This is a genomic window from Nostocoides sp. F2B08, from assembly GCF_009184895.1.
GTDB lineage: Bacteria > Actinomycetota > Actinomycetes > Actinomycetales > Dermatophilaceae > F2B08.
The window spans coordinates 383211-404369 of the sequence record NZ_WESE01000004.1; the positions used below are offsets into that span (position 1 = coordinate 383211).

General features: G+C 71.2%; 25 protein-coding genes. 9 read left to right on the forward strand and 16 right to left on the reverse strand.

Annotation, left to right across the window (positions count from 1 at the left end; genetic code table 11):
- Positions 1-9 precede the first annotated feature (9 nt).
- The 6 genes from GA707_RS11620 to GA707_RS11645 form a co-directional block, all read right to left on the reverse strand.
- Complete coding sequence (locus tag GA707_RS11620) at positions 10-369, reverse strand: nitroreductase/quinone reductase family protein (protein ID WP_152178585.1); 360 nt, start codon at positions 367-369, stop codon at positions 10-12.
- 44 nt (positions 370-413) lie between these two features.
- Complete coding sequence (locus GA707_RS11625; RefSeq protein ID WP_152178586.1) at positions 414-1205, reverse strand: ABC transporter permease subunit; 792 nt, start codon at positions 1203-1205, stop codon at positions 414-416.
- Positions 1202-2134 (reverse strand): ABC transporter ATP-binding protein, encoded by a 933-nt coding sequence (locus GA707_RS11630; RefSeq protein ID WP_152178587.1) that lies wholly within the window; start codon positions 2132-2134, stop codon positions 1202-1204. The genes GA707_RS11625 and GA707_RS11630 overlap by 4 nt, the downstream gene beginning before the upstream one ends.
- Positions 2131-2781 (reverse strand): TetR/AcrR family transcriptional regulator, encoded by a 651-nt coding sequence (locus tag GA707_RS11635; RefSeq protein ID WP_193315299.1) that lies wholly within the window; start codon positions 2779-2781, stop codon positions 2131-2133. The genes GA707_RS11630 and GA707_RS11635 overlap by 4 nt, the downstream gene beginning before the upstream one ends.
- 76 nt (positions 2782-2857) lie before the next feature.
- Complete coding sequence (locus GA707_RS11640) at positions 2858-3358, reverse strand: DUF427 domain-containing protein (RefSeq protein ID WP_152178589.1); 501 nt, start codon at positions 3356-3358, stop codon at positions 2858-2860.
- 66 nt (positions 3359-3424) lie between these two features.
- Entirely contained in the window at positions 3425-4795 is a 1371-nt protein-coding gene (locus tag GA707_RS11645) for a hypothetical protein (RefSeq protein WP_152178590.1), read from the reverse strand.
- Positions 4796-4973: 178 nt separating this feature from the next.
- Between GA707_RS11645 and GA707_RS11650 the strand changes: the two genes are divergently transcribed.
- From GA707_RS11650 to GA707_RS20870, 3 genes are read left to right on the forward strand one after another with little or no spacing between them, the layout of a single operon-like run.
- Positions 4974-5369: a helix-turn-helix transcriptional regulator gene (locus GA707_RS11650; RefSeq protein ID WP_152178591.1), complete on the forward strand. Its 396-nt coding sequence runs from the start codon at positions 4974-4976 to the stop codon at positions 5367-5369.
- Positions 5366-5851: an SRPBCC family protein gene (locus GA707_RS20865; RefSeq protein WP_193315300.1), complete on the forward strand. Its 486-nt coding sequence runs from the start codon at positions 5366-5368 to the stop codon at positions 5849-5851. The genes GA707_RS11650 and GA707_RS20865 overlap by 4 nt, the downstream gene beginning before the upstream one ends.
- Positions 5848-6426 carry a TIGR03086 family metal-binding protein gene (locus GA707_RS20870; protein WP_193315301.1) on the forward strand — a complete coding sequence of 193 codons (579 nt, stop codon included), beginning with the start codon at positions 5848-5850 and terminating at the stop codon, positions 6424-6426. The genes GA707_RS20865 and GA707_RS20870 overlap by 4 nt, the downstream gene beginning before the upstream one ends.
- Before the next feature lie 60 nt (positions 6427-6486).
- Here GA707_RS20870 and GA707_RS11660 read toward each other — a convergent pair whose 3' ends face one another.
- On the reverse strand, positions 6487-6894 hold the full coding sequence (locus GA707_RS11660; protein ID WP_152178592.1) for a hypothetical protein: 408 nt from the start codon (positions 6892-6894) through the stop codon (positions 6487-6489).
- A 67-nt stretch (positions 6895-6961) separates the two neighbouring features.
- Complete coding sequence (locus GA707_RS11665; RefSeq protein WP_152178593.1) at positions 6962-7576, reverse strand: maleylpyruvate isomerase family mycothiol-dependent enzyme; 615 nt, start codon at positions 7574-7576, stop codon at positions 6962-6964.
- Between the two features lie 46 nt (positions 7577-7622).
- On the opposite strand from GA707_RS11665, the gene GA707_RS11670 reads away from it, so the two are divergent.
- Both GA707_RS11670 and GA707_RS11675 read left to right on the forward strand, forming a co-directional pair.
- On the forward strand, positions 7623-8078 hold the full coding sequence (locus tag GA707_RS11670; protein ID WP_226963738.1) for a MarR family winged helix-turn-helix transcriptional regulator: 456 nt from the start codon (positions 7623-7625) through the stop codon (positions 8076-8078).
- A gap of 119 nt (positions 8079-8197) precedes the next feature.
- A complete protein-coding gene (locus tag GA707_RS11675) occupies positions 8198-9079 on the forward strand; it encodes a DUF2804 domain-containing protein (protein ID WP_255425079.1) in 882 nt (293 codons plus the stop codon).
- 89 nt (positions 9080-9168) lie between these two features.
- Here GA707_RS11675 and GA707_RS11680 read toward each other — a convergent pair whose 3' ends face one another.
- The gene (locus tag GA707_RS11680) at positions 9169-9681 is read right to left on the reverse strand and encodes a nitroreductase family deazaflavin-dependent oxidoreductase (RefSeq protein WP_152178594.1); all 513 of its coding nucleotides are present in this window, start codon (positions 9679-9681) and stop codon (positions 9169-9171) included.
- A gap of 85 nt (positions 9682-9766) precedes the next feature.
- Here GA707_RS11680 and GA707_RS11685 point away from each other — a divergent pair, with 85 nt between their 5' ends.
- Complete coding sequence (locus GA707_RS11685; RefSeq protein WP_152178595.1) at positions 9767-10762, forward strand: ketopantoate reductase family protein; 996 nt, start codon at positions 9767-9769, stop codon at positions 10760-10762.
- A gap of 55 nt (positions 10763-10817) precedes the next feature.
- Positions 10818-11360 (forward strand): DUF5655 domain-containing protein, encoded by a 543-nt coding sequence (locus GA707_RS11690; RefSeq protein ID WP_152178596.1) that lies wholly within the window; start codon positions 10818-10820, stop codon positions 11358-11360.
- Here the strand turns inward: GA707_RS11690 and GA707_RS11695 are convergent.
- Entirely contained in the window at positions 11345-12199 is an 855-nt protein-coding gene (locus tag GA707_RS11695) for an AraC family transcriptional regulator (protein ID WP_193315302.1), read from the reverse strand. The genes GA707_RS11690 and GA707_RS11695 overlap by 16 nt on opposite strands.
- 124 nt (positions 12200-12323) lie before the next feature.
- Between GA707_RS11695 and GA707_RS11700 the strand changes: the two genes are divergently transcribed.
- Positions 12324-13817 carry a phage tail sheath subtilisin-like domain-containing protein gene (locus GA707_RS11700; RefSeq protein ID WP_152178598.1) on the forward strand — a complete coding sequence of 498 codons (1494 nt, stop codon included), beginning with the start codon at positions 12324-12326 and terminating at the stop codon, positions 13815-13817.
- Positions 13818-13841: 24 nt separating this feature from the next.
- Here the strand turns inward: GA707_RS11700 and GA707_RS11705 are convergent, their stop codons facing one another.
- Positions 13842-14240 (reverse strand): PGPGW domain-containing protein, encoded by a 399-nt coding sequence (locus GA707_RS11705; protein WP_152178599.1) that lies wholly within the window; start codon positions 14238-14240, stop codon positions 13842-13844.
- 122 nt (positions 14241-14362) lie between these two features.
- Here GA707_RS11705 and GA707_RS11710 point away from each other — a divergent pair, with 122 nt between their 5' ends.
- On the forward strand, positions 14363-14863 hold the full coding sequence (locus GA707_RS11710; RefSeq protein WP_152178600.1) for a hypothetical protein: 501 nt from the start codon (positions 14363-14365) through the stop codon (positions 14861-14863).
- A 32-nt stretch (positions 14864-14895) separates the two neighbouring features.
- Here the strand turns inward: GA707_RS11710 and GA707_RS11715 are convergent, their stop codons facing one another.
- From GA707_RS11715 to GA707_RS11735, 5 genes are all read right to left on the reverse strand, one after another.
- Complete coding sequence (locus GA707_RS11715; RefSeq protein ID WP_152178601.1) at positions 14896-15633, reverse strand: maleylpyruvate isomerase family mycothiol-dependent enzyme; 738 nt, start codon at positions 15631-15633, stop codon at positions 14896-14898.
- Positions 15630-16244: a TetR/AcrR family transcriptional regulator gene (locus GA707_RS11720; protein WP_152178602.1), complete on the reverse strand. Its 615-nt coding sequence runs from the start codon at positions 16242-16244 to the stop codon at positions 15630-15632. Before GA707_RS11720 ends, GA707_RS11715 begins: the two co-directional genes overlap by 4 nt.
- Before the next feature lie 172 nt (positions 16245-16416).
- A complete protein-coding gene (locus tag GA707_RS11725; RefSeq protein ID WP_193315303.1) occupies positions 16417-19452 on the reverse strand; it encodes a S8 family serine peptidase in 3036 nt (1011 codons plus the stop codon).
- Positions 19453-19713: 261 nt separating this feature from the next.
- Positions 19714-20097 carry a hypothetical protein gene (locus GA707_RS11730; protein ID WP_152178604.1) on the reverse strand — a complete coding sequence of 128 codons (384 nt, stop codon included), beginning with the start codon at positions 20095-20097 and terminating at the stop codon, positions 19714-19716.
- Positions 20097-21104, reverse strand: coding sequence for an NAD(P)-dependent alcohol dehydrogenase (locus GA707_RS11735; protein WP_152178605.1), 1008 nt, complete (start codon positions 21102-21104; stop codon positions 20097-20099). The genes GA707_RS11730 and GA707_RS11735 overlap by 1 nt, the downstream gene beginning before the upstream one ends.
- Between the last annotated feature and the right edge of the window lie 55 nt (positions 21105-21159).

Here is a 21159-nt window from a genome sequence, read left to right on the forward strand (position 1 = left end):
CGCTACCCGTCAGGACGCCGTGAGGACGACCATCGGCGACCGCTCCACCCAGTCGTCGATGGAGTACGGCTGCTCGGCGTACCAGGGCTGTAGGCGCCACGCCTCCTCGGCGATCCGGCGTCGTGCAACCGGATCGGTCACCTCCTCCGCCGTCACCGCGTGGTCAGCCGACGGCTCGCGCAGGTGGAGGACCGCCCTCGGGTGGTGGCGCAGGTTGGCCAGCCAGTGCCTGGCTCCAGGCGTCCCGGTCAGGACGAGCCGGTCATCGATGACGACGTACCAGATCTCGACCCGATGGGTCCGGCCGCTCCGGCGACCCACGGTGCTGACGTCGCACGTGCCCGTCGGTGGGATCGCGTCGACGTCCATCCCCCGCAGGCTAGGCCACGCAGCTCCCGCAACGGACCTCTCGATCACACCCCGAGGTCCCGCCGCGGGAAGGTCACCAGGCCGGCGACGAACGCCGCCGTCGCCAGGACGACGAGCAGCCCGAGGCCGCCCCAGTCGAACCCGTCAGCGAGCGGGGTGTTGCCGTAGGCCCAGTTGAACGGCGAGAACCGCTCGATCCCCTCGAGGACGGTCGGCCCGAGGTTGTGGGCGAAGTACCCGAGGACGGCGACGACGATGGTGACCCCTAGCGCGATCGCGGGGCGTCCGGTCGCGGCCCCGACGGCCAGGGCGATGAGCGCGTGGACGAGGCCGAGGAGCGTCAACGCGCTGACACCCGCCAGGATGTTGCCGACCGGCAGGTCGAGACCGGCCGGGCCGTTGATGAGCGCGACGACCGCACCGACGACCAGGCCGAGGGCGACGACGAACGCGGTGACCCCGAGGGCCCTCCCGACGTAGACCTCGCGGCGGTCGACCGCGGCGGTCACCTCGGTCTCGAGTGAGCCGGTCTGCTCGTCGCCGGCGATGGCCCGCGTGCCACGGGTCATCCCGGCGATGAGGATGAGGATGAGACCGAGCAGGTTGAAGATCGTGCCCTGGGCGTAGCCGGCGGGGCTGGCGATGTCGTCGAAGCCGAACGCCGACATCATCTCGGGCGGGAAGGCCTCCATGTACTGGTCGAGCAGCTCCCGGTCCAGCGCGACGGTCGTGTAGAAGGAGAGGTACATCGTGCTGACCGCGGCGAGCCCGATCGACCAGCCGAGCAGCCCTGCGCGGTGGGTGCGCAGCCACCGCGACGTGATGCGGGCGATCATGACAGGCTCCCTTCGAGAGTGTCGGCGGCTTCCGGTCGGCTCTCAGTTCCGCGGTACAGCTGGAGGACGGCGTCCTCGAGGTCGGGCGGTTCGGCGCGCAGATGCGAGACGGTATGCGCGGCAAGGGTCTTCAGCAGAGCATCCGGCGATCCGGTGTGGTCCAGGACGACGGACCCGTCGACCTGGCGCACCTTGTTGACACCCGGCACTCGGGCCAGCGCGTCGAGGTCGACCACGTCCTCGAACCGGACGGTGAACTGGGAGCCGATGCTGCCGCGCAGCTCCTCGAGCGGCGCCTCGGCGATCATCTGCCCCTCGCGGATGACGCCGACGCGCTCGGCGACCTGCTCGAGCTCGGACATGACGTGCGAGGAGAGGAACACGGTCTGCCCGCGACCCACCGCCTCGCGCACCATGGCGTGGAACTCCTGCTGGACGAGCGGGTCCAGGCCGCCGGTCGGCTCGTCGAGGATGAGCAGCTCCGGCTGGTGGGCGAACGCACGCGCGAGACCGACCTTCTGCTTGTTTCCGCGGCTCAGGTCGCCGATCCGTCGCGACGGGTCGAGCCCGAGGCGCTCGGCGTAGGGCTTCCAGGCACCTGGCCGGGCGCGGTGGATCCGAGCCTGATGGTCCAACCACGAGCTGACGTCGCTGCGCTCCTCCATGGCCAGCTCGCCCGGCAGATAGCCGATGCGGGCGCGCAGGTCGGCCCCTCCGGCGCGGGGGTCGGTGCCCAGCACCCGGGCCGTGCCGCCGGACGGGCGGAGCACGTCGAGGAGGATGCGCATCGTCGTCGTCTTGCCGGCGCCGTTGGGGCCGATGAAGCCGTAGACCTCGCCGGCACGCACCTGCAGGCTCACGCCGCGCAGCGCCTCCTGCCGGCCGTAGCTCTTGCGCAGGTCCTCGAGCACGATGGGGTTCTCGGTCATCTCACTGTTCCTTCTCTGCTCTTCGTGTCAGCAGGTGGCGCGCCCTGGACCGAGACCTCGGTCGTGAACAGGCCGTCGGTGAAGATCGCCATGGCCAGGCGTTGGTATGCGGTGGCCGCGGGGTCGGCCATGATGTCGTCGCCGCCGAGGTAGCCGGCGAGCAGCCCCTGGGTGCCGAGCACGCCGAACCCGAAGGAGGCGAGCAGCGCCCCGGCCTGATCGACGTCGACGTCGTCACGGACCCGACCCACTGCCTGCAGCTCGCGCAGCACCCGCGCCGACTCGGCCTGCCACCGCTCGAACCAGTGCCGGCTCGTCTCACCCCCGTCGGTGACCGCCCGAACCACGTAGGCGAGGGCGTCGTCGATCTCGGGGTGCCGGTCTCGGTAGTGCGCGATCGAGGGCATCGAGCCACTGAGCAGCATGCGGCCCTTGTCGTCGGTGTAGCCGAGCACGCGGGCGTCGCACGCCTCGCGCAGGCCCTCCTTGGAGCCGTAGTGGTGCAGCACGAGCGCGGGCGAGACCCCGGCCAGCTGGGCGATCGCACGGATCGACCCGGCGGCGTAGCCGTGCTCGGCGAAGACGGCCAGGCCGGCGCGCAGGATCCGCTCCGGAGTGGAGATGCCCGGCTGGTCGACTGAACGCACGTTCAGCAGTGTACTGAACGATCGTTCAGAGCGCCATCCCCTTTCGCTGTGGGGTGGGCCATAGCGGCTTACGCGGCTACCAGCCGAGGGTGCCGGGAGCTCCCTTGAAGGGTCCGGTGACCTTCGAGGTGATCCAGCCGCCGTAGAAGCCGCCCTCCTGCGGAACGACCTCCTCGCCGTCGACCGTGCACCGGTCCATCAGCCCCGGCATGACCGCGACGTGGCCCAGGAGCACCGCATACCGACCGCGTGCGTCCGGGTAGTGCCACGCCGCCCGCTCCGCCGTCCGGCCGCCCGCGACCACGTCGAAGTAGCTCGCCACGCCCTTGAACTCGCAGAACGTCGTGCCGCGCACGGGCACGAGCGCGCCGTCCTCGAAAGCGGACTGCGGCAGGTAGTACGTCGGCGGGTGGCTCGTCTCGAGCACCTGCACCGCCTCGTCGCACGCGGCGATGTGCTCACCGCCGAACCAGATCTCGACACGCTCGTGCACCGTCCGCACAGCAGGGGGCCGCGGGTAGTCCCACACCGACTCGACACCTGGAGTCGCCTGATCGCCGATGGGCTCGTCGTCCATGCCTGCACGGTATGCGCGTGCGCGCCTACCGAGCGGATCCGTCCGCGTGCAGCCGGTTGCCCGTCGTCAGGAACGTGGGGCGCCGGCCGTCGCGAGGCCGGCTCCCACGGGCATCCTGAGCTCGCTGCGCCGACGGGGAACCAGGACGCCGTCACGTGGAGTCGTCGAGTCCAGCGGGTCCAGACAGGACATGATGCCGGCCACGACGTCGTCGGTCAGCTCGGGATGAACCCGCTGCGCCCGGTGCACGATTCCGCGGAAGTCGAGATCGCTGTTCCGCAGATCCGAGTTCGCCCCGGGCCTGCCGGCATGGCTGTTGAGGACGTCCAGGACCTGACGGAAGGTCAGTCCGCATCGCACGGACCGGGTGGGCCCGTGGATCGTCCCGCTCGGCCCGGCGAGCGCGCCGGCGGTCTCGGGCTCGAGCGGGTCGACCGTCGGGCACGTGAGGAGGGTGAGGAACGAGCGCCATCCCCGCTCGGTGAACGCCACGGTGTCGAGATGCCGGTCCGTCGACCCCAGCGCCTGCACCAGGAACGCGCGCGAGTGCGGGACGCCGGGTTCGGAGTCGGAGTTGTCCTCGAGGAAGCTGCTCAGCCCACCGTTGGAGAGACGTCGAAGCAGCTCGTAGGCCGCCCAGTCGGCGAACGCCTCGTGGAACGGCATGACCGTCGTCGCCTCCCGCGCTGCGGGCGCCGCCGCCCCATGCCTGGCGAGCTGCCAGGCCAGCCCGTCCTCGCCCCGGGTCCGGTCGTAGGCCCACTGGTGCATCAGCTCGTGCAGGATGGTCCGCGAGTGCAACTCGTCACCCGCGATGTAGACGGTCCCGTTGCGCGGGTTCGAGTACGACCCGCTCGCCGGCGAACCGTTGCCGACACCCATCGGGTACTTCACGACCTGCTTGCGGTCGAGCCCGAACCGCGAACCCATCGAGTCGAGGCCGTCGAGCGCCAGGCCGACCAGGGTCCAGAGATCCGCGAGCTCGCGAAGCCGCCGTGGCCCGACGAGCAGCGTTCCGAGGTCGTGGCACCCGGCCCGCCGACTCTCCGTGGCGGCGACGCGGTCGTCGTGGATGACGAACCAGTCCTTGTCGGTGACGTCGATGGCGACGTCGACGGGGAACCCGTCACCCCCGAGGCTCACGCCGGCCCGACCGCCCTCCTTGATCCGCAACCGGTCGTCGTCGAAAAGGACCTGGATGCGGAGCTGCCGACGATCGCCTCCCCTGGTCTCGGCGACGGTGAACCGGCCCCGGCCGTCCGTCACCACCGTGCCCCAGGAAGTCCACGGCCCCCAGCCGAACGGGATCTTCGAGCGTGCCTGCACCCTGACCTTGATCCCGCGCAGGGCACTCCTCGCACCCCGGATCCAGGCAAGCTCCGGCAGCACGTGCTCGACCTGGACGGACCCTGTCACCGTCCACATGACCTGTGCCATGGCTGTCTTCCCCACTGCTCGGTTGCGGTGCGGGCGACGCGCGTGGCGCGCGTCTGTAGGGAGGAGCAGGCTGACCGGCCACTGATACACGGCTCATCCGATCAGATGATCAACCGAGCGGTTGACAATCTGCCCGACCACCGCATACCGTTTATCAACCGACTAGTTGAGGACAGAGATGAGCGATCGACTCGACACAGATCCACTCGACACCGTCTTTGCGGCACTGGCGGACCCGACCCGGCGCGACCTCGTCGCCCGGCTCGCCGCGAGCGACGCGACGGTCGGCGAGCTGGCCGAGCCGTACGACATGAGCCTGCAGGCGGTGTCCAAGCACGTCGCCGTCCTCGAACGCGCCGGACTGGTCACCAAGGTCAAGGACGGCCAGCGGCGCACGGTCCGGCTCGAGGCGCAGGTGTTCGACCTCATGACGAAGTGGATCGAGCGCTACCGCCGCGAGGCCGAGGCCCGCTACCAGCGGCTCGACGCCGTCCTCGCCGAGCTGGCCGAGGATCAGGACACCGACCCGACAACCCGCACCACCCCATCCGAGAACGAGGAGAGAGCATCATGACGACCACCATCCGCGAGGCGGCGATCGAGGCCGACCAGACCGTGCCCGCCGTCCACATCACCCGCGACTTCCACGCCACCCCGGCGCAGCTGTTCCGGGCCCACACCGAGCCGGAGCTCTTCGCCCGGTGGATCGGCCCGGACCGGATGGACACCGAGATCCTCGCCTGGGACGCGCGCAACGGCGGCGAGTGGCGATACGTCGCCCGCCGCGACGGCGAGGAGTATGCGTTCCGCGGCTGCTTCCACACCGTCCGGGAGGACCGCCTGGTCCAGACCTTCACCTTCGAGGGCTGGCCGGACGGGGTGGCGCTGGAGACGTTGCGGTTCGAGGACCTCGGTGACGGGCGCACGCGTCTGCACGCGACGTCCCTGTGCGACTCCTTCGAGGACCGCGACGCGATGCTCTCATCCGGTATGGACGTCGGTGTCAACGAGGGCTACGCCAAGCTCGACCGGCTCATCGCCGAGGGTGCGCTGTGAGCGAGACGCCCGCAGACCGGTTTCGCCGCGTGGCAGCCGGGTTCAGCGCGGCCGTGGCCGGCACGAGTGACTGGGACGCGCCGACCCCCGTGCCGGACTGGGTCGCCCGCGACGTCGTCGCCCACCTGCTCGGCTGGTTCCCACCGTTCCTGCGCGACGGGTCGGGGATCGAGCTGCCGCCCGGGCCCTCGGTCGCCGACGACCCCGCCGGAGCGTGGGAGCACCACACGACCGCGCTGCAGGCGGTGCTCGACGACCCGGCGACCGCCGACCGCGTGTTCGCCCACGTGCACATGCCCGAGATGCCGGTGCCGGACGCCGTCGACCGCTTCTATACGACGGACGTGCTCATGCACACGTGGGACCTCGCCCGAGCCTCCGGGCTCGACGACGGGCTCGACCCCGACGAGTGCGAAGCCGTGCTGGGCGGGATGCTGCCGATGGACGAGGTGCTGCGGAACTCGGGGCACTACGGGCCGAAGCAGCCCGTCGCCGACGACGCGAGCCCCGTGCTGCGGCTCATGGCGTTCGTGGGTCGCGACCCGCACTGGCAGCCGGTGGGATCTCGACGCTGACGCCTCGCAGAACGAGTGACTGGAACGGTGCCATGACACCGTTCCAGTCACTCGTTCTATTCAGAGGCTTGCGGTGAAGACGTCCAGCGGGCTGATGCCCAACGCCATGAGCTGGACACCGCCGGCGATGAGGAGGGCGAGTCCGGCTGAGACCAGCCCGGTCACCCAGGGGGGCCGCGCCCTCGCGACGGTTCGGGCAGCGATGGGGGCAACGACGATCGTGGCGACGACATTGGCCACGATGGCGCGGACGAGGGCCGTGCTGTAGCCGTCGAGGATCGGCACCCCACCAGGCTCCGACTCGGGGACCAACGAGCCAACGAGGCCCACACCGATCGCCACGAGCACGTCCATCGTGACAAGCAACCACGCCAGCGCAACGAGCCCGACCGACGTCAGCGCCGCGAACAGCACCGCCCAGCCGACCACGCTCCACGGCCCGCCCGCCCTGCCCACCCCGTCGGTCACTCGTCCAGCATGGACGACCCGCGCGTCACGACGCCTGGGCATCGGTACTCAACGTCGGGCGCAATGCCTATTCGGTACGCGCCGGCACGCCGGTTCCGGTGAGCCGCTCCCACCGCGGCTGACGGCCCGTGCAGAGCATGAACAGCTCCTCCATCGGACCCTCGATCACGTCGCCGCGGCCGCGTGCCCAGTCGGTATCGCTCGCGACGAGCCGCAGGTCACGGAGGCGGCGGCCAGCCATCCGGAGCAGGCGAGCGCGGTCGCCGGCGACCGCCGCGGCCTCGGGAGGCATCGGGTGCTCGATGCCGAGCGGGCGCACGATGTCCTGGGTGTGTGCGAGGACGTCGAGCAACGGCTCGACGTGCGTCGTCATGGCCGGTGCGCGGCGCATCCCCGCGTACTGGTCGTACTGACTCAGGATCTCCTCGGATGACGCCTGACCCCGCCGGACCGCGTCCCGGAAGATCAGGCCGTGGTAGCCGTGCCGCATGCCGGGCAGCATCCGCAGGGTGGCTCCCACGGTGGCCTGCGGCGAGGAGATGACGTGTGCAGCGACGTCGCGCACCCGCCAGCCCGGGCACAGGGACGGCGTCTCCCACTGATCGGGGGTGAGGGTGCGCAGGATGCCGGCCAGCGCATACCTCTGCTCGACCGTGTGGTCCCAGATGCTGTTCCTGTCCATCGCTCACTCCGTCCTGCTCCTCAAATAGTCAGATAAACTGACCATCGTGTCAAGAGCCACCGAACCGTCCGCTGAACGACTGCACCCGGCCCTCCTCATGTTCATCGCCGGACGGCACCTCGAGCGTCGCGTGGTCGAGGCGGTCCACTCGGCCGGACACGATGACATCACCCTGGCCATGGCGCGGCTCGCCGCCCGGATCCACGAGAACGGCTCGCGGTTGACCGACCTCGCCGACGCCGCGGGCGTGACGAAGCAGACCGCCTACGTCCTCGTCGAGCAGCTCGTCACCGGTGGCTACGTCGAGCGCACCCCTGACCCCAGCGACGGCCGGGCCCGGCTCATCCGGCCCGCGCCCCGGGGCCGCCGCGTGCAGCGCATCGCCCGGCGCGTCGAGGCCGACGTGCTGCGCGAGTGGGAAGAGCACCTCGGGTCGCGTGACCTGGAGCGCCTGACCGACGCGCTCACCCGGCTGCGGGAGATCACCGACACCGCGCCATGATGGGCGCGTGCCCGTCGAACGCGAGATCACCGCACCCGTCTCCCTGACTCTGCCGAACGGCCGCCTGAACCCCGACGCCGTCGGCTGGACGCGCACCCCCCCTGCACGACACCGACGGAATCGGGCGCGGCCGGGTCGGGTTCGGGCGCAACAAGCGCTGGGAGTACTGGGCGGTCACGACCCCCACGCACGGGGCCGCTCTCGTCGTCTCCGACATCTCGTATGCGGCGGTCCCCTCGGTCTTCGTCCTCGACCGCCGCTCGGGTGAGCAGATCGCCGTCGACGGCATCTCCCCGCTGGCCCGAGGCACGGCCCTCCCCGGCACCCTGGACTCGGGGCCTTCCCGTGCCCACACGAAGACCCTCGACATCCGGATCGACCCGAGGCCCGACGGCACGCGGCTGCGTGCCGTCACCGACCGGGTGGACCTCGACGTGACCGCCCTCCTCCCCGAGGGCCACGAGCGGCTCGGCGTCGTCGTGCCGTGGAGCGAGCGGCTCTTCCAGTACACCGTCAAGGACCCGGCCCGCCCGGCGGTGGGCCGACTGACCGTGGACGGCACCGCATACGAGATCGGCGGGCCGGATGCGTGGGCGACCCTCGACCACGGCCGCGGCCGCTGGCCGTACTCGATCGCATGGAACTGGGGTGCCGGCTCGGGCACCGTCGACGGGCGGACCGTCGGCCTTCAGGTCGGCGGGCGCTGGACCGACGGCACCGGCTCGACCGAGAACGCGATCGTCGTCGACGGCCGGTTGACCAAGGTCGGCGACGAGCTGCGGTGGGACTACGCGCCCGGGGGCTGGATGCGGCCGTGGCGGGTCAGCGGCGGGCCCGTCGACCTGATCTTCGAGCCCGAGCACGTGCGCCGCTCGGTCACCCGGCTCGGGGTTCTCGCCTCGCGGACGCACCAGTGCTTCGGCAGGTGGCGCGGTCGGGTCGGCGAGCAGTCCGTCGACGGCCTGTTCGGCTGGGCCGAGGACGTCCACCAGCGCTGGTAGGGCTGCTCCGCAGACTCGCTCCTCGCGCCCTCGCCGTCGTGTGGCGCCGGACGCGGACTGCACGCCGCCCCTGGCACCACGGTGCCGGCTCAGGCGGCGGGCTCGAGGACGAACACCCGGATCCGACGGCCGTGGATACGCTGCGGGTACAGGGCATAGCCGCGATAGACGCGCTCCGCCCGCGCGAAGATGACCGTCCGTTCCGCGTCCGTCGCCGGACGCGCGACCACCTCGAGAGACCGCTCCTTGAACGAGACCGTCGCGGTCGGCTCGGCCTCGAGGTTGTACACCCAACCAGGTGTCGCCCGCTGCCCGAAGTTCGTGCCGATGACCGCCAGGTCGTCATCGTGCGGAAGGGCGACGAGGTGTGACAGGCGCGGCGTGCCGGTGCGGCGGCCGGTCGTCGTGAGCGCGAGGATCGGCAGTGCGGCGAGGACACCGGGCAGGGTGCGTCCAGTGCGGGCCTCGAGCCAGGCGTCGAGTCCGGGCAGGACCCGCGCCGCGACCCAGGCGCCGGGTCGGCTCGACACCACCGCGTGCAACCCACGCTGGACCGTGCCCGCCTCGGGCACCTCGTAGTCGAGATCGCTCGCCAGACCCATCCGTCGAGTATGCACGGTTCACCACTCGTTGCGCGCTGCGGAACGACCCTGTCTGCGCGGGTCACCGGCCCCTAGAGTGCCCGCCATGACAATGCCCGGCGTCGCAGAGCCGCACGCGCCGATCGAGGTCGTCGTCGTCATCGGAGCCGGGGCGATGGGCGCGATGTACGCCGACCACTTCGCGCGAGCGGGGACACGGACGCTGCTGCTGGCGCACGGTGAGCGCGCCGAGCGGCTGCGGCGGAACCCGTTGCTCGTCAACGGCCGTCGGCTCGGGGCGGAGGTGGTCGACCCGCTCGACGACGTGGCGACCGAAGATGACGTGCCGACCGCTGACCTCGTCATCGTCGCCGTCAAGCACCACCGCCTCGCAGAAGCGGCGGCGCTGCTCCGGTCCGTCGTCACGCCGACGACGACCGTCCTGTCCATCCTCAACGGCCTCGACAGCGAGGACGTCATCCGGGCCGCCGTTCCCGAGCTCACGCCCGAGCAGGTGCCGCTCTGCATCGCGCTCGCGATGGACGCCGAGCGCGAGGATCACCGGGTGCGGTTCACTCAGAGCGGTCGGCTCGTGTTCGGGCCGGCGGGCCCGGTCGACACCCACGGCGCCGCCCCCGCGGACTCGCCACGCCTGCGCGCGGTGCAGGACGCCCTGACCCGGGCCGGCCTGGCCTGGGAGACCCCGCCCGACATGCGCCACCGGATGTGGTGGAAGTTCATGGTCAACGTCGGCGTCAACCAGGCGTCGGCCGTGCTTCGCGCACCGTACGGCGCCTTCCAGCACGCCGGCCCGGCCCGCGACCTCATGATGGCGCTCATCGAGGAGGTCCGGGCCGTCGCTGGCGCAGAGGGCGTCGACCTCGACGACTCCGACCTCGAGCAGTGGGACCGGGTCCTCGCGGGCCAGCCGGTCGACGGCATGACGTCGATGCACCAGGACGTGCTCGCGGGCCGAGAGACCGAGGTCGGGATCTTCGCCGGACGGGTGGTGGCGCTGGGAGGCGAGCACCGCATACCGACTCCGCACAACCAGACCATGCTCTGGATCCTCGAGGCGCTCACCGACCTGCGGAACGGCTGAGGCGCAGCACAGTTCGTACAATCCGAGAGCAGCCGGCCGGGGCTAGCGTCCCGGCATGGACTCCCAGACCCAGACGATGATCGACAACCTCCCCGCGCGCACGGGCCGCTCACTGCAGGAGTGGTATGCGGTGCTCACCTCCGCCGACCCCGGCACCCACGGCACGGGGCTGAAGCTGCTCAAGACCGAGCACGGCGTGAGCCACGGCTACGCGAACCTCATCATGACCATGTACCGCTCTCGGGACTCGGCTCCGAGCTCGGACGAGGAGCTCGTCGACGCGCAGTACTCGGGAGCCAAGGCCGCGCTGCGACCCGTCTGCGATCGGCTCGTCGCCGCGGCCCGGGAGCTCGGCGACGACGTCGAGGTGGCGCCGAAGAAGACCGGCGTCTCGCTGCGCCGCTCGAGACAGTTCGCGCTCGTCGAGGTGCCGAGCGCGCGGCGGGTGCGGCTCGGGCTGAACCTGCGCGGTGAGCCGGGCACCGAGCGGCTGCGCGAGGCGGGCGGGATGTGCACGCACACCGTCGACGTCGCAGGATTGGACGAGGTCGACGACGAGCTGCTCGGGTGGCTGCGGGCGGCCTACGAGGGGGCCTGAGGTTCGCCGGCCGCCGTGGTCGGCACCTGGTCGAGGGGCACGAAGTGCGCGGCCATCGGCCCGTGCTCGGCGACGAGCCGGTAGTACTCCGTCGGAGTCCATCCGCTGAACCGCCGGAAGGCCCGGATGACATGCGGCTGGTCGTAGTACCCGGCGGCGACCGCGAGAGCGGCCCAGTCGGGCGCTCCGCCGGACTCGTGCACCGCGCTGACGAAGCGGTGGAAGCGCACCACCTGGGCATGCTGCTTGGGAGTCACGCCGGTGACGCCGCGGAACCGCGCGATGAAGGCCGCGGGCGAGCTGCCCACCGCCTCGGCGACGGCGGTGACGGTTGTCTCCGGATCTTGCCCGAGCAGGCTCAGGCCGCTGGCGACCAGCTCGTCGACCGGCTCGGCAGTGCGTGCTAGAGCCTCGAGGACGTCGAGCGCCGGGGCCGGGTCGGCGACGTCTGCGACGGCGCCCAGTCGCTCGACGACCTCGTCGATGCCGGTCAGCAGAGCGCGGGCGTCCTGGACCCGCCCAGCGGCGCTGACGCCGGCACCGGGAGCGAGGGCGTGCAGGCCGGCGGGCGCCAGCTCGAGACCGACGTGTCGGATCTGCGGGGGTGACTCGATGACGAGGTAGTCGGACTGCAGGCCGGAGACGAACGCGTCCGCCACCACCGTGGCCGTGCCGTCGGAACGGAACAGCCGGTACGGGTCGGAGAGGTTGACGATGAGGTGCGCGAAGGGCAGCGGGAGGATCTTCTCGTAGGCGCCGAGCGGCTCGGTCTCGAGGAACCACACCCGGGAGGCGACCGTGGCGACACGGCCGGTCAGGAAGCGCTCCTCGAAGATCACCATTCCACGGTAGGACGGACGAGGCAGCGCGGGTGCCCGGACACCGAATCCGGAGCGAGGTCGTTGACCGCCGGCACCGACCGCGACAGGCTGGGCACACCACGTCGAGAGGTGAGCAGCCTTCATGTCCACCAGCACGCCCGGTGTCTACGTCCAGGAGGTCCCGTCGGGGGGCCGCGCCGTCGAGCCGAGCGCGACGTCGGTCACGGCGTTCGTCGGCCGGGCGCGCCGCGGTCCGGTCGACCGGGCGGTGCCGGTGCGCAGCGTGGCAGAGTTCGAGCGCACCTTCGGCGGGCTGTGGGAGGGCTCCGGACTGGGGTATGCGGTCCGCGCCTTCTTCGCCAACGGCGGCACCGATGCTGTGGTCGTCCGGGTCGACGACGGCGGCGTGACCGCCGAGGTCGACCTCGGCGGCGGTCTCGTGGTGGAGGCGATCGGGCCGGGCGAGTGGGCGAGCTCGATGGTCGTCGGGGTGTCGCATCCGTCCGCCGCGGAGGCTGCTGCCGCCGCGCAGGCCCAGGGCGTCGGGGACCCCGACGCCGTGTTCACCTTCTGGGTGGAGCTCGACGGGCGGACCGAGGTCTTCGCCCACGTCACCTCTGTCAACGGGCCGCGGCGAGTGGACACGGTGCTCGAGTCATCCGCACTCGTGCGCGCCCGTGCGGCGTTCCCGCTCGCCCGGCCGACGGCCGGGTCGTTCCCGGTGACCACCGCGGGGGCGGAGGGCACAACGCCGGGGAGCGACGCATACCTCTCGGAATCACATGGGATCCGGGCGCTCGACGCGGTCCCGACGGTCAACCTGCTCGTCCTGCCGCCGGTGACGCGCGACCAGTCACTGCCGGACGAGGTGTGGCCGGAGGCACTCGCCTATGTCCGCGAGCGCAGGGCGTTCCTCCTCGTCGACCCGCCGCCGTCTCTCGCCTGGGACGAGGTCGCCGGATGGCTGGCTGACGTGGGTCTGAGCGGAAGGGGTGGCCGGGACGCGGCCGTGTACTACCCGCGGCTGAACGGGACCGACCCGCTCGACGGCGCGGCCCGTGCGATCGCCCCCTCCGGTGCGGTCGCCGGGGTCTATGCGCGCACCGACGCGAGCCGCGGGGTGTGGAAGGCGCCGGCGGGCACCGACGCAGGCGTACGCGACGTCGCGGGGCCGGCGGCGGCGCTCGCCGACAGCCAGTCCGGCGTCCTGAACCCGTTGGGGATCAACGCGATCCGGTCGTTCCCGGGATTCGGCACCGTTGTGTGGGGAAGCCGCACGCTCGCGGGGTCGGACGCGCTCGGTGACGAGTACAAGTACGTCCCGGTGCGCCGGCTGGCCCTGCACATCGAGGAGTCGCTGCAGCGCGGTCTGGCCTGGGCGGTCTTCGAGCCCAACGACGAGCCGCTGTGGGCCCAGCTCCGGCTGTCAGTCGGAGCATTCCTGCACGACCTGTTCCGGCGGGGCGCATTCGCGGGACAGAGGGCCGAGGAGGCCTTCTTCGTCCGGTGCGACCGGTCGACGATGTCGCAGGTGGACATCGACTCGGGCTGGACCACGCTCCTCGTCGGATTCGCACCGCTCAAGCCGGCCGAGTTCGTCATCCTGCGCATCCGGCAGCGGACGGCCAGTCGATGAGCAGGCCGGTGCCGCGGCGGCTCGCTAGAGCAGAACCACCGTTCCGACGTAGCCGCTGATGGCGGCGGTGAGGAGCGTCGTGACCGCGACCGCCGCCCCGGCGGAGGCGACCCCGATGATCCGACGGAGACCGGACGCGTCAGGGGGAAGGACGGCGCGGCGGGCACGGCCGAGACTGCTGCCGATCAGGCCGAGCGAGGTGCGCGCCCACGGGTACTCGAGCGCGAGGAGCGCCACGCCGAGCGTGATGACGACGAGGCCCGGTCCCGGGAGCACGAGCATCGCGATCCCTGCCAGGACGACGAGCGGGCCGGCGATGCTGACGCACAGCTTGAGGACGACGGAGCGAACCCGGCCACGGCGGGCCCACGACTCGAGGCCGCTGATCAGCGCCTGTGCGCGGGGCGGGACGTGACGGCTCATCTGGCTCCTGCTCGAGCGGACGGACGTCTCAGTGTCCCGTCCCTTCCTGAGAGCATCCTGGGAACCTCCTGCGATATGAGCACACATCGAGCACGGGCGAGGGCAGGAGGAGAATGCCCGATGTGGATGAGACCGCGACGACGACCCGGCACGAGCGAGAACAGCTCCGCGAGGGCATCACGATGGCGCTCTACATCGGCTTCTCGCTGCTCGCCGTGCTGCTCGCGACGCCGACCGACTACGTCGACGACTCCCGAACTCGGGTCGCCACCACCGTCGCACTGACGGCGCTCGGCCTCGTCCTCGCGCATCAGGTCGCGTACCGGCTCTCGACCAGGCTGCTCAACCGGGGCGTGCTCGACGCGGAGAGCCTGGCGATCCTGCGGGCCCAGCTGCTCGGAGGCCTGCCCGTCGTGGCCGTCGCCGCTGTGCCGGTGCTGCTGTTCGGCGGGCGGACCGGCGTCCTGGTCGCCGAGCTGCTGCTGCTCGCGATCGTGGCGTCCGTCGGCTATCTCACCGCCCGGTCGGCAGGAGCCTCCTCACGCAGCGTCCTGCTCAACGTCGTCGGGGTGATGGTCGTCGTCGGAGCGGTCCTCGCCCTGAAGATCGCGGTCGGCCACTGACGAGGCGCCATCCTGCCGTCCGTCGCCCTCGGTCAGAACATCGCCGGCTCGGCGAGCAGCCCGGAGCCCACGGAGCGACCGGATATCGTCCGACAGAACTCGACGGCGTCCAGCTCGATGCGTTCGCCGAATGCTGGGCCGACGCCGAAAGCACCGCCTGCCGGTCCGGTGAGCTCGAGCTCGAACGGCCGGCCGTGCCGGCCCGCCCACTCGGCGACGACGTCGGCGACGAGGGCGCCGTCGTGATCCGAGGTGAGCACGAGGTCCCGTCCGGTGGCGCGGGAGATATCGACCCGGTGCATCCACACGTCGCGGGTCAGGACATAGGCGTAGAGGTCGACCAGAGGCATGGTCATACCCATCCCCTTGGCGGGGATCCGACGCATCGGCCGCGGCACGGAGAAGCGCGCCTCGACGACGCGCGGCGCCCACTCCTCGATGAACGAGATCAGCTGCGGCACTGGCAGGTCCGCGGTCTCGCGGATCTGCAGCTCATTGACCCCGTCGAGCGGCTCGCCGAGGCCGAGCCTGCGCGCGACCAGCCACCCGTTCAGCTGCGCGGCCAGGGTGCGGGTGACCGACGCATACATCTTGGCGGCGCCCGCCACGTGGTCGGCGACGGCGCGCACGTCCCAACGGTCGCAGTCGGTCGGGCGGGTCCAGTCCTGCGGGTCGAGGGCACGGAGCAGGTCCGTGAAGCGGGCGTACTCGGTCAGCGCGAGGAGGCGCGCCTGCTCGGTGCTCATCCGCGGTAGGGCTGACGTGGTCATGGGGTCCTCCTGGGTGCGTGGTCGAGGATGAGGTCGGCGGCCCGGTCGACGAGGCGGGTCCAGCGGTCACCGCCGGGGTCGTTGGCGAGCTGCTGTGCGGCCAGGCCGGCACCGACCGCGGTCGCGAGGTCGACGGCGGCCTGGTCGGTCACGCCGATCTCCGCCAGCGGTGCGCGGACGGCGAGCTCGTAGGCTTGCTCGGCCAGCGCATACGACTCCGGCGACGGCTCGAAGCCGGGGATGGCGCGCTGGAACAGCAACTGGTAGCGCGCCGGGTCGGCGACACAGAAGTCGACGAAACCGCGGAGGTATGCGCGGGCCCGCTCGTGCGTGTCCGCGGGCTGGTCGAGGGCCTCGAAGTGCGAGATGAGGGCCCGGTTGCCGGCGGCGAACATCGCGTCGTAGAGGTCGTGCTTGGAGGCGAAGTACGAGTAGAGGGACGGCGTGCGCAGACCGACCCGCGCGGCCACCTCCCGCAGCGACAGGCCCGCGATGCCATGGTCCGCGGCCACCTGCCAGGCGGCGTCGAGGATCTCCGTGCGGGTGCGTTCCTGGCGGCGAGCGACGCGTTCGGAGGTTGTCCGAACTGTCTTCGCATTCCCGAACGCCATTCGGACATTGTGCTGTGGCTGCGCGACGGCGTCAAGGGTCGTGGCCTGCGAGTGGTCCCGAGGCCACTGGCCGCCCGCGCCCGGCAGCGCATCCGGTCGATCGTGCTCCGAGGTACGACGGAGCGGGAGCCCCCTACTCGGGACTCCCGCTCGTCGTGGGTTTCAGCGGTTGTCAGCGCTGCAGGAGGAAGGTCTCCTCACCCTCCGGAGCACCACCGCGCACCATCACCATGGCGCCCTTGGTGAACCGGTTGTTGGCGAAGAGCCGGGCGTTGACGGTCTCGCCGGCGCCCAGCTCGAGGAACCGGACGGGCGTGTTGCCCACCCGCAGGGGCGGCTGCATGTTGCCCGCACCGAAGTCGAGCTCCACGCTGTCGCCGGGCCCACCGAAGTAGATGTCGGCTGCGAAGGCGACACCCACCTGGCGCTTCTTGATCGACTGGGCGTCGAGACCGATCTGCTCACCACAGGCGTTGAGCACCGTGTTGGCGCTGTTCGTCTCATGGTCGGTGTAGAAGAACACCGAGCCGGATCCGGTGGCGAGGTCCTGGGCGATGACGAGGTTGCGCCCGTCGCCCAGGGTGAGGGCCCCGCCGAGGAACGACTGGTCGACGTTGAAGACGGCGTAGTCGGGCGCGCCGTCGTTGTCCACGTCGAGGTTGAACTCGAAGAGCGCCGGTGCGACCGCGTGGGTCTGTCGCTCCCAGGTGTTCACCGCGAAGCTCGCCAGGAGCCCGCTCTCACAGAACTCGGTCGGCACCTCGGTGAAGGCCACACCCGCCGCCCGGAAGTCCGGGGTCGGAGCCTGACCGCCGCGACCACCCTCGGGGAGGTCCTCGCTGGTGGCGAGCAGGTTGTAGACCTCGAGTGACGCGGAGTTCACACTCTCGTTGCTCAGCGTGAACGCCTGGCCTCGGCCCTGCTCGACGTCGATGTCCGCCGCCTTGCGCGGCAGGACGTGCCACGGCAGGTGCAGGTCGGACGTCTCACCCGCACCGGTCAGGGTGACGTAGCCGTCGTACTCGAGCAGGTCGAGCCACGCCGGGTCCGCACCCGCGGCACCTGAGTTGGCGGTCCACTCGCGCAGCTTGGCCCCGTCGACCGTCAGGGTGACGTCGAAGGTGGCAGAGCCGCCCGCCGGGACGGTGAGCTGGTCGGTCGACAGGCTCGGAGTGACGGCACCGTTCGCCTCGTCGTCCGCGTACCGGAAGGACGCGGCGATCGAGTAGCTCGCGGCTTCATCGCCGTAGTTCTCGACCGTGACCGTCTTGGTCGCGGTCCAGGTGTCCGGCACGTCGGCGAAGCCGAAGGAGAGCGTGGGCGTGACGCCCTCGGTCTCCCACGCGGAGCCGCTGGCCGCGATGGCGCGGTCGACCCGCACCTCGCCGCCGCCGATTCGGGTGATCGGCGCCAGCCCGGCTCCGGGTTCGGTGTCGATGTCGGTCTCGGCCGTGTTGACGAGCTTGGCCTTGACCTGCGCCGGGACCAGCTCAGGGTCTTCGGCGAGCACGAGTGCGGCGGAACCGGCCACCATCGGAGCAGCACCGGAGGTGCCGCCGAACGGCGCGGTGTCGTCACCGGTTCCGGCGACGGCGGATACCGAGGCGCCGGGGGCGCCGATCTCGGGCTTGATCGCGTTGTTGAAGTTCATCGACGGGCCGCGCGACGAGGAGCCGACCACGGTGCCGACGAGCGCCAAGCCGTCGGTCGGGTCGATGACCACACGGAGTCCGTCGGGAATGCCCTCCTTGAGCTGGTTGCTGTCGGCCTGGCTGATCATGTAGCCGGGGATCTCCTGGCAGTCCAGCGAGCCGTCGCTGTCGGAGTCGCAGGCCACCGGGTCGTAGGCGCCGCTGAAGGGCGCCTCCGGGGTGACCAGTCCGATGATCCCGGCCACGCCGCCGGCGTTGGCGATCGTGGCGATCTTCTGGGTGAACGAGCAGGTCCCGCGGTCGACGAGGACGATCGTGCCGGGCGCGAAGTCCTGGGCGAACTCCTCGCAGCCCAAGAGGTTCCCGCCGTTGCCGTCGCCGTAGACGAGGTCACCCTCGACGACGTCGTCGGGCTCGGCCGACCACTCCTGGAACACCCCGTTGATGACGAGGGCGGTCTCGCCTGCGCCGTTGATCACGTTGAGCTGTGGAAGCACCGCGCCCGGAACCTGTGTCTGGGCGACGCTGAGCGCCGTCGGGGCGGCGGCAGGCGTGCCGGTGACGTAGGGCTTGTTGGAGCCGTTGCCCGCCGATGCCACGGTCAGAACGCCCTCCTCGGTGGCCGCGTCGGTCGCCGCGGCGAGGTCGTCGTCGAAGGCCTGGCCGTAGTTCGAGCCGAGCGACATGTTGATGATGTCGACGTCCTGGTCGACGGCGTACTCGATGCCGAGGATGAGTGCCTCACCGTTGCACGACGGCGAGACCGCAGAGCAAACCTTGACGCCGATGATCGAGGCACCGGGTGCGACGCCGAGCGCGCCGGCGATGATGTCGGCGACGTGCGTGCCGTGACCCTCGAAGTCGATCGGGTCGTCGTCCTCGGTGCGTGGGCCGTTCGGCCAGGTCTCGCCGACGAAGTCGAAACCTTCGACCACCTTGTCCGTCGGAAAGAGACCGTCGCGGGACTCCGGGTCGTCGTATGCGGCCTCGTAGTCGGCCACGGTTCCGCCACCGCCGAGCCCGACGTGCGTGTAGTCCACACCCGAGTCGAGCACGGCCACGGTGATGCCCTCGCCGGTGTTGCCGGACTCCTGCACCGCGGTCGCACCGATGTAGGGCACCGTCTCGCTCAGGTCGAGCTGGTAGTCGGCGACCTCCTTGACCGAGCGGATCACGCCGGTCTCGACGAGCCCGTCGACCTTCGCGCCGTCGATCGTCGCGAAGACGCCGTTCAGCACCCGGTCGACGGTGCTCGTGACGGTGCCGCCGGCGGCCTCGACCGCCGCGGTGACCGCGGCCTGCTCGGCGGCGATGGTGCCGGCGTCCCCGCCGACGGCGAGGGCGGGCTCGGTGAGTCGGATGCTCACCCGGACCTCGCCCTCGGTGCCGACCAGGCCGTCGTCGACGACGAGCTCGGCTGCATTCAGCGGCTCGTCGAGCCGCAGGTCGGACCAGCGGTCGAGATCAGGCCCGTCCCCTGGCGCGGCGGCGGCTCCACCGGCGCCGCCGACGGCGCCTGCCGCGGCGAGCGCAGCGGCGGCGAGCACCGCGGGCACGCGGCGTCTTCTCGGATGTGACATGTCGCTCCTCAGCGTTCGTGGACGGTAGCCCACTGCCCGCGCTCGCTGAGTTGTCACCCTGTGCGCCGCGGGCGTTGCGGATGTGAACAGGACCCCGCGACCGACGACTCACTCATGGTCATCCGAGGGTTGCACCCCTGGCCTGCGGCGATGTCCTGATGTTCATGCTTCGTCACATCAGGTCAGGCTTGAGCCAACACTTGTTCAAGTTTGCACAAGAGTTTTACGGAAGCCGGGTCAGCGGCTGCCGCTGCAGTCGTCCTGGTCTCGGGCCAGCCTCCAGAGACTGGCGGCCATCGCGGCCGCGACCGGTGTCCAGAAGAGCCGCTCCGGTCGGGATGGGGACACCGCGTTCATCACCGCGCCCACCCCGGCGAGGGCGGCGTATGCGGTGCGCACCCGAGTGACCGACGGCGAGGTGGAGGTGGTCGCGGAGGCGGCGAGGGCTCCGGCCCACGCGAGCGCCGACACCCCGCTCGCGGCCCGCAGTTGCGACGGTAGCTCGCGCTCGTGTCCGCCGCCCCAGGCGAGCCGACCCCACGGTGCTCCTGCGGCGAGCGCGAGCTGGAAGCCGACCAGCCCGGAGGTCGCGGCGACGGCGACGGCTCGAGCGGGTCGCACTACGAGGACCGCTCGCGCTGGGCGTGGCCGGCCGCCGGCGTCGTCGGCCGTTCCTGTGGTCGGACGACGATGTTGCCGACCTTGTGCCCGGAGTCGACCGTGCGGTGGGCCGCGACGATGTCGTTCAAGGGGACCGTGCTGTCTAGGAGAACCCGTAGCGAACCGTCGTCGACGAGGTCGAGCAGAGCGGTCATGTCCGCCGTGTCCTCGGCAGCCACCCCACCGCGGACGTTCCGAGCAGTCATCGCGCTGATCAGGCCCACCAGGTCACCGGCCACCAGAAGCAGGACGCCTTCGGGCTCGAGCAACCGCCTCCCGGTGGCTCTCCTCAGCGTTCCGACGGTGTCGACGACGAGGTCGTAGCGGTCGGGCAGCGCGGTGATGTCGGTGCTGCCGTAGTCGACGACCTCTGACGCGCCGAGACGGCGCACGAGGTCGGCGTTCGACGCGCTCGTGACCGCCGTGACGTGGGCGCCGGCGATCGCGGCGAGCTGCACCGCGTTGCTGCCCACCGCCCCCGAGCCGCCGACGACGAGCACCCGATCACCCTGGGAGACGGTGGACTTCACATGGAGGAACTGCCACGCCGTCGTGCCACCGAAGAGCACGCCCGCCGCGTCGTCGTGCGAGACACCTGTCGGCTTGCGGACCAGTCGGTCGGCGGAGACGACTGCCAGCTCGGCGTGGGTGCCCATCCTGGATCCGGCCATCCCGCATACCTCATCGTCGATGGCGAACTCCGCCACATCCGGACCGACCGACTCGACCACCCCCGAGAGGCACGACCCCAGGACGTGCCGTCGCGGCCGGGTCACCCCGAACGCGAGCCGCGCGGACGGCCCGAAGCCGCGGGGGAATCGAGCGGCCCGGATCCGGGCATCGGCCACCGTCACCGCGGTGGCATGCACACGGACGCGGACCTCGCCCTTGCCCGGCACGGGTGGCGGGACTTCCCGGACCGACACGACCTCCGGCGGTCCGTACCGCTCGTACACCGCTGCTCGCATGACTCATCTCCGTCGACTCTGGTTCATCGGCACCCATGCACCGTTTGTGACACCT

Excerpts from the sequence above, each read along its gene's own strand:
- GA707_RS11620 (WP_152178585.1), bottom strand. The coding sequence starts at position 369 with ATGGACGTCGACGCGATCCCACCGACGGGCACGTGCGACGTCAGCACC.
- GA707_RS11625 (WP_152178586.1), bottom strand. The coding sequence starts at position 1,205 with ATGATCGCCCGCATCACGTCGCGGTGGCTGCGCACCCACCGCGCAGGG.
- GA707_RS11630 (WP_152178587.1), bottom strand. The coding sequence starts at position 2,134 with ATGACCGAGAACCCCATCGTGCTCGAGGACCTGCGCAAGAGCTACGGC.
- GA707_RS11640 (WP_152178589.1), bottom strand. The coding sequence starts at position 3,358 with ATGGACGACGAGCCCATCGGCGATCAGGCGACTCCAGGTGTCGAGTCG.
- GA707_RS11645 (WP_152178590.1), bottom strand. The coding sequence starts at position 4,795 with ATGGCACAGGTCATGTGGACGGTGACAGGGTCCGTCCAGGTCGAGCAC.
- GA707_RS11650 (WP_152178591.1), top strand. The coding sequence starts at position 4,974 with ATGAGCGATCGACTCGACACAGATCCACTCGACACCGTCTTTGCGGCA.
- GA707_RS20865 (WP_193315300.1), top strand. The coding sequence starts at position 5,366 with ATGACGACCACCATCCGCGAGGCGGCGATCGAGGCCGACCAGACCGTG.
- GA707_RS11665 (WP_152178593.1), bottom strand. The coding sequence starts at position 7,576 with ATGGACAGGAACAGCATCTGGGACCACACGGTCGAGCAGAGGTATGCG.
- GA707_RS11680 (WP_152178594.1), bottom strand. The coding sequence starts at position 9,681 with ATGGGTCTGGCGAGCGATCTCGACTACGAGGTGCCCGAGGCGGGCACG.
- GA707_RS11685 (WP_152178595.1), top strand. The coding sequence starts at position 9,767 with ATGACAATGCCCGGCGTCGCAGAGCCGCACGCGCCGATCGAGGTCGTC.
- GA707_RS11690 (WP_152178596.1), top strand. The coding sequence starts at position 10,818 with ATGGACTCCCAGACCCAGACGATGATCGACAACCTCCCCGCGCGCACG.
- GA707_RS11700 (WP_152178598.1), top strand. The coding sequence starts at position 12,324 with ATGTCCACCAGCACGCCCGGTGTCTACGTCCAGGAGGTCCCGTCGGGG.
- GA707_RS11705 (WP_152178599.1), bottom strand. The coding sequence starts at position 14,240 with ATGAGCCGTCACGTCCCGCCCCGCGCACAGGCGCTGATCAGCGGCCTC.
- GA707_RS11715 (WP_152178601.1), bottom strand. The coding sequence starts at position 15,633 with ATGACCACGTCAGCCCTACCGCGGATGAGCACCGAGCAGGCGCGCCTC.
- GA707_RS11720 (WP_152178602.1), bottom strand. The coding sequence starts at position 16,244 with ATGGCGTTCGGGAATGCGAAGACAGTTCGGACAACCTCCGAACGCGTC.
- GA707_RS11735 (WP_152178605.1), bottom strand. The coding sequence starts at position 21,104 with ATGCGAGCAGCGGTGTACGAGCGGTACGGACCGCCGGAGGTCGTGTCG.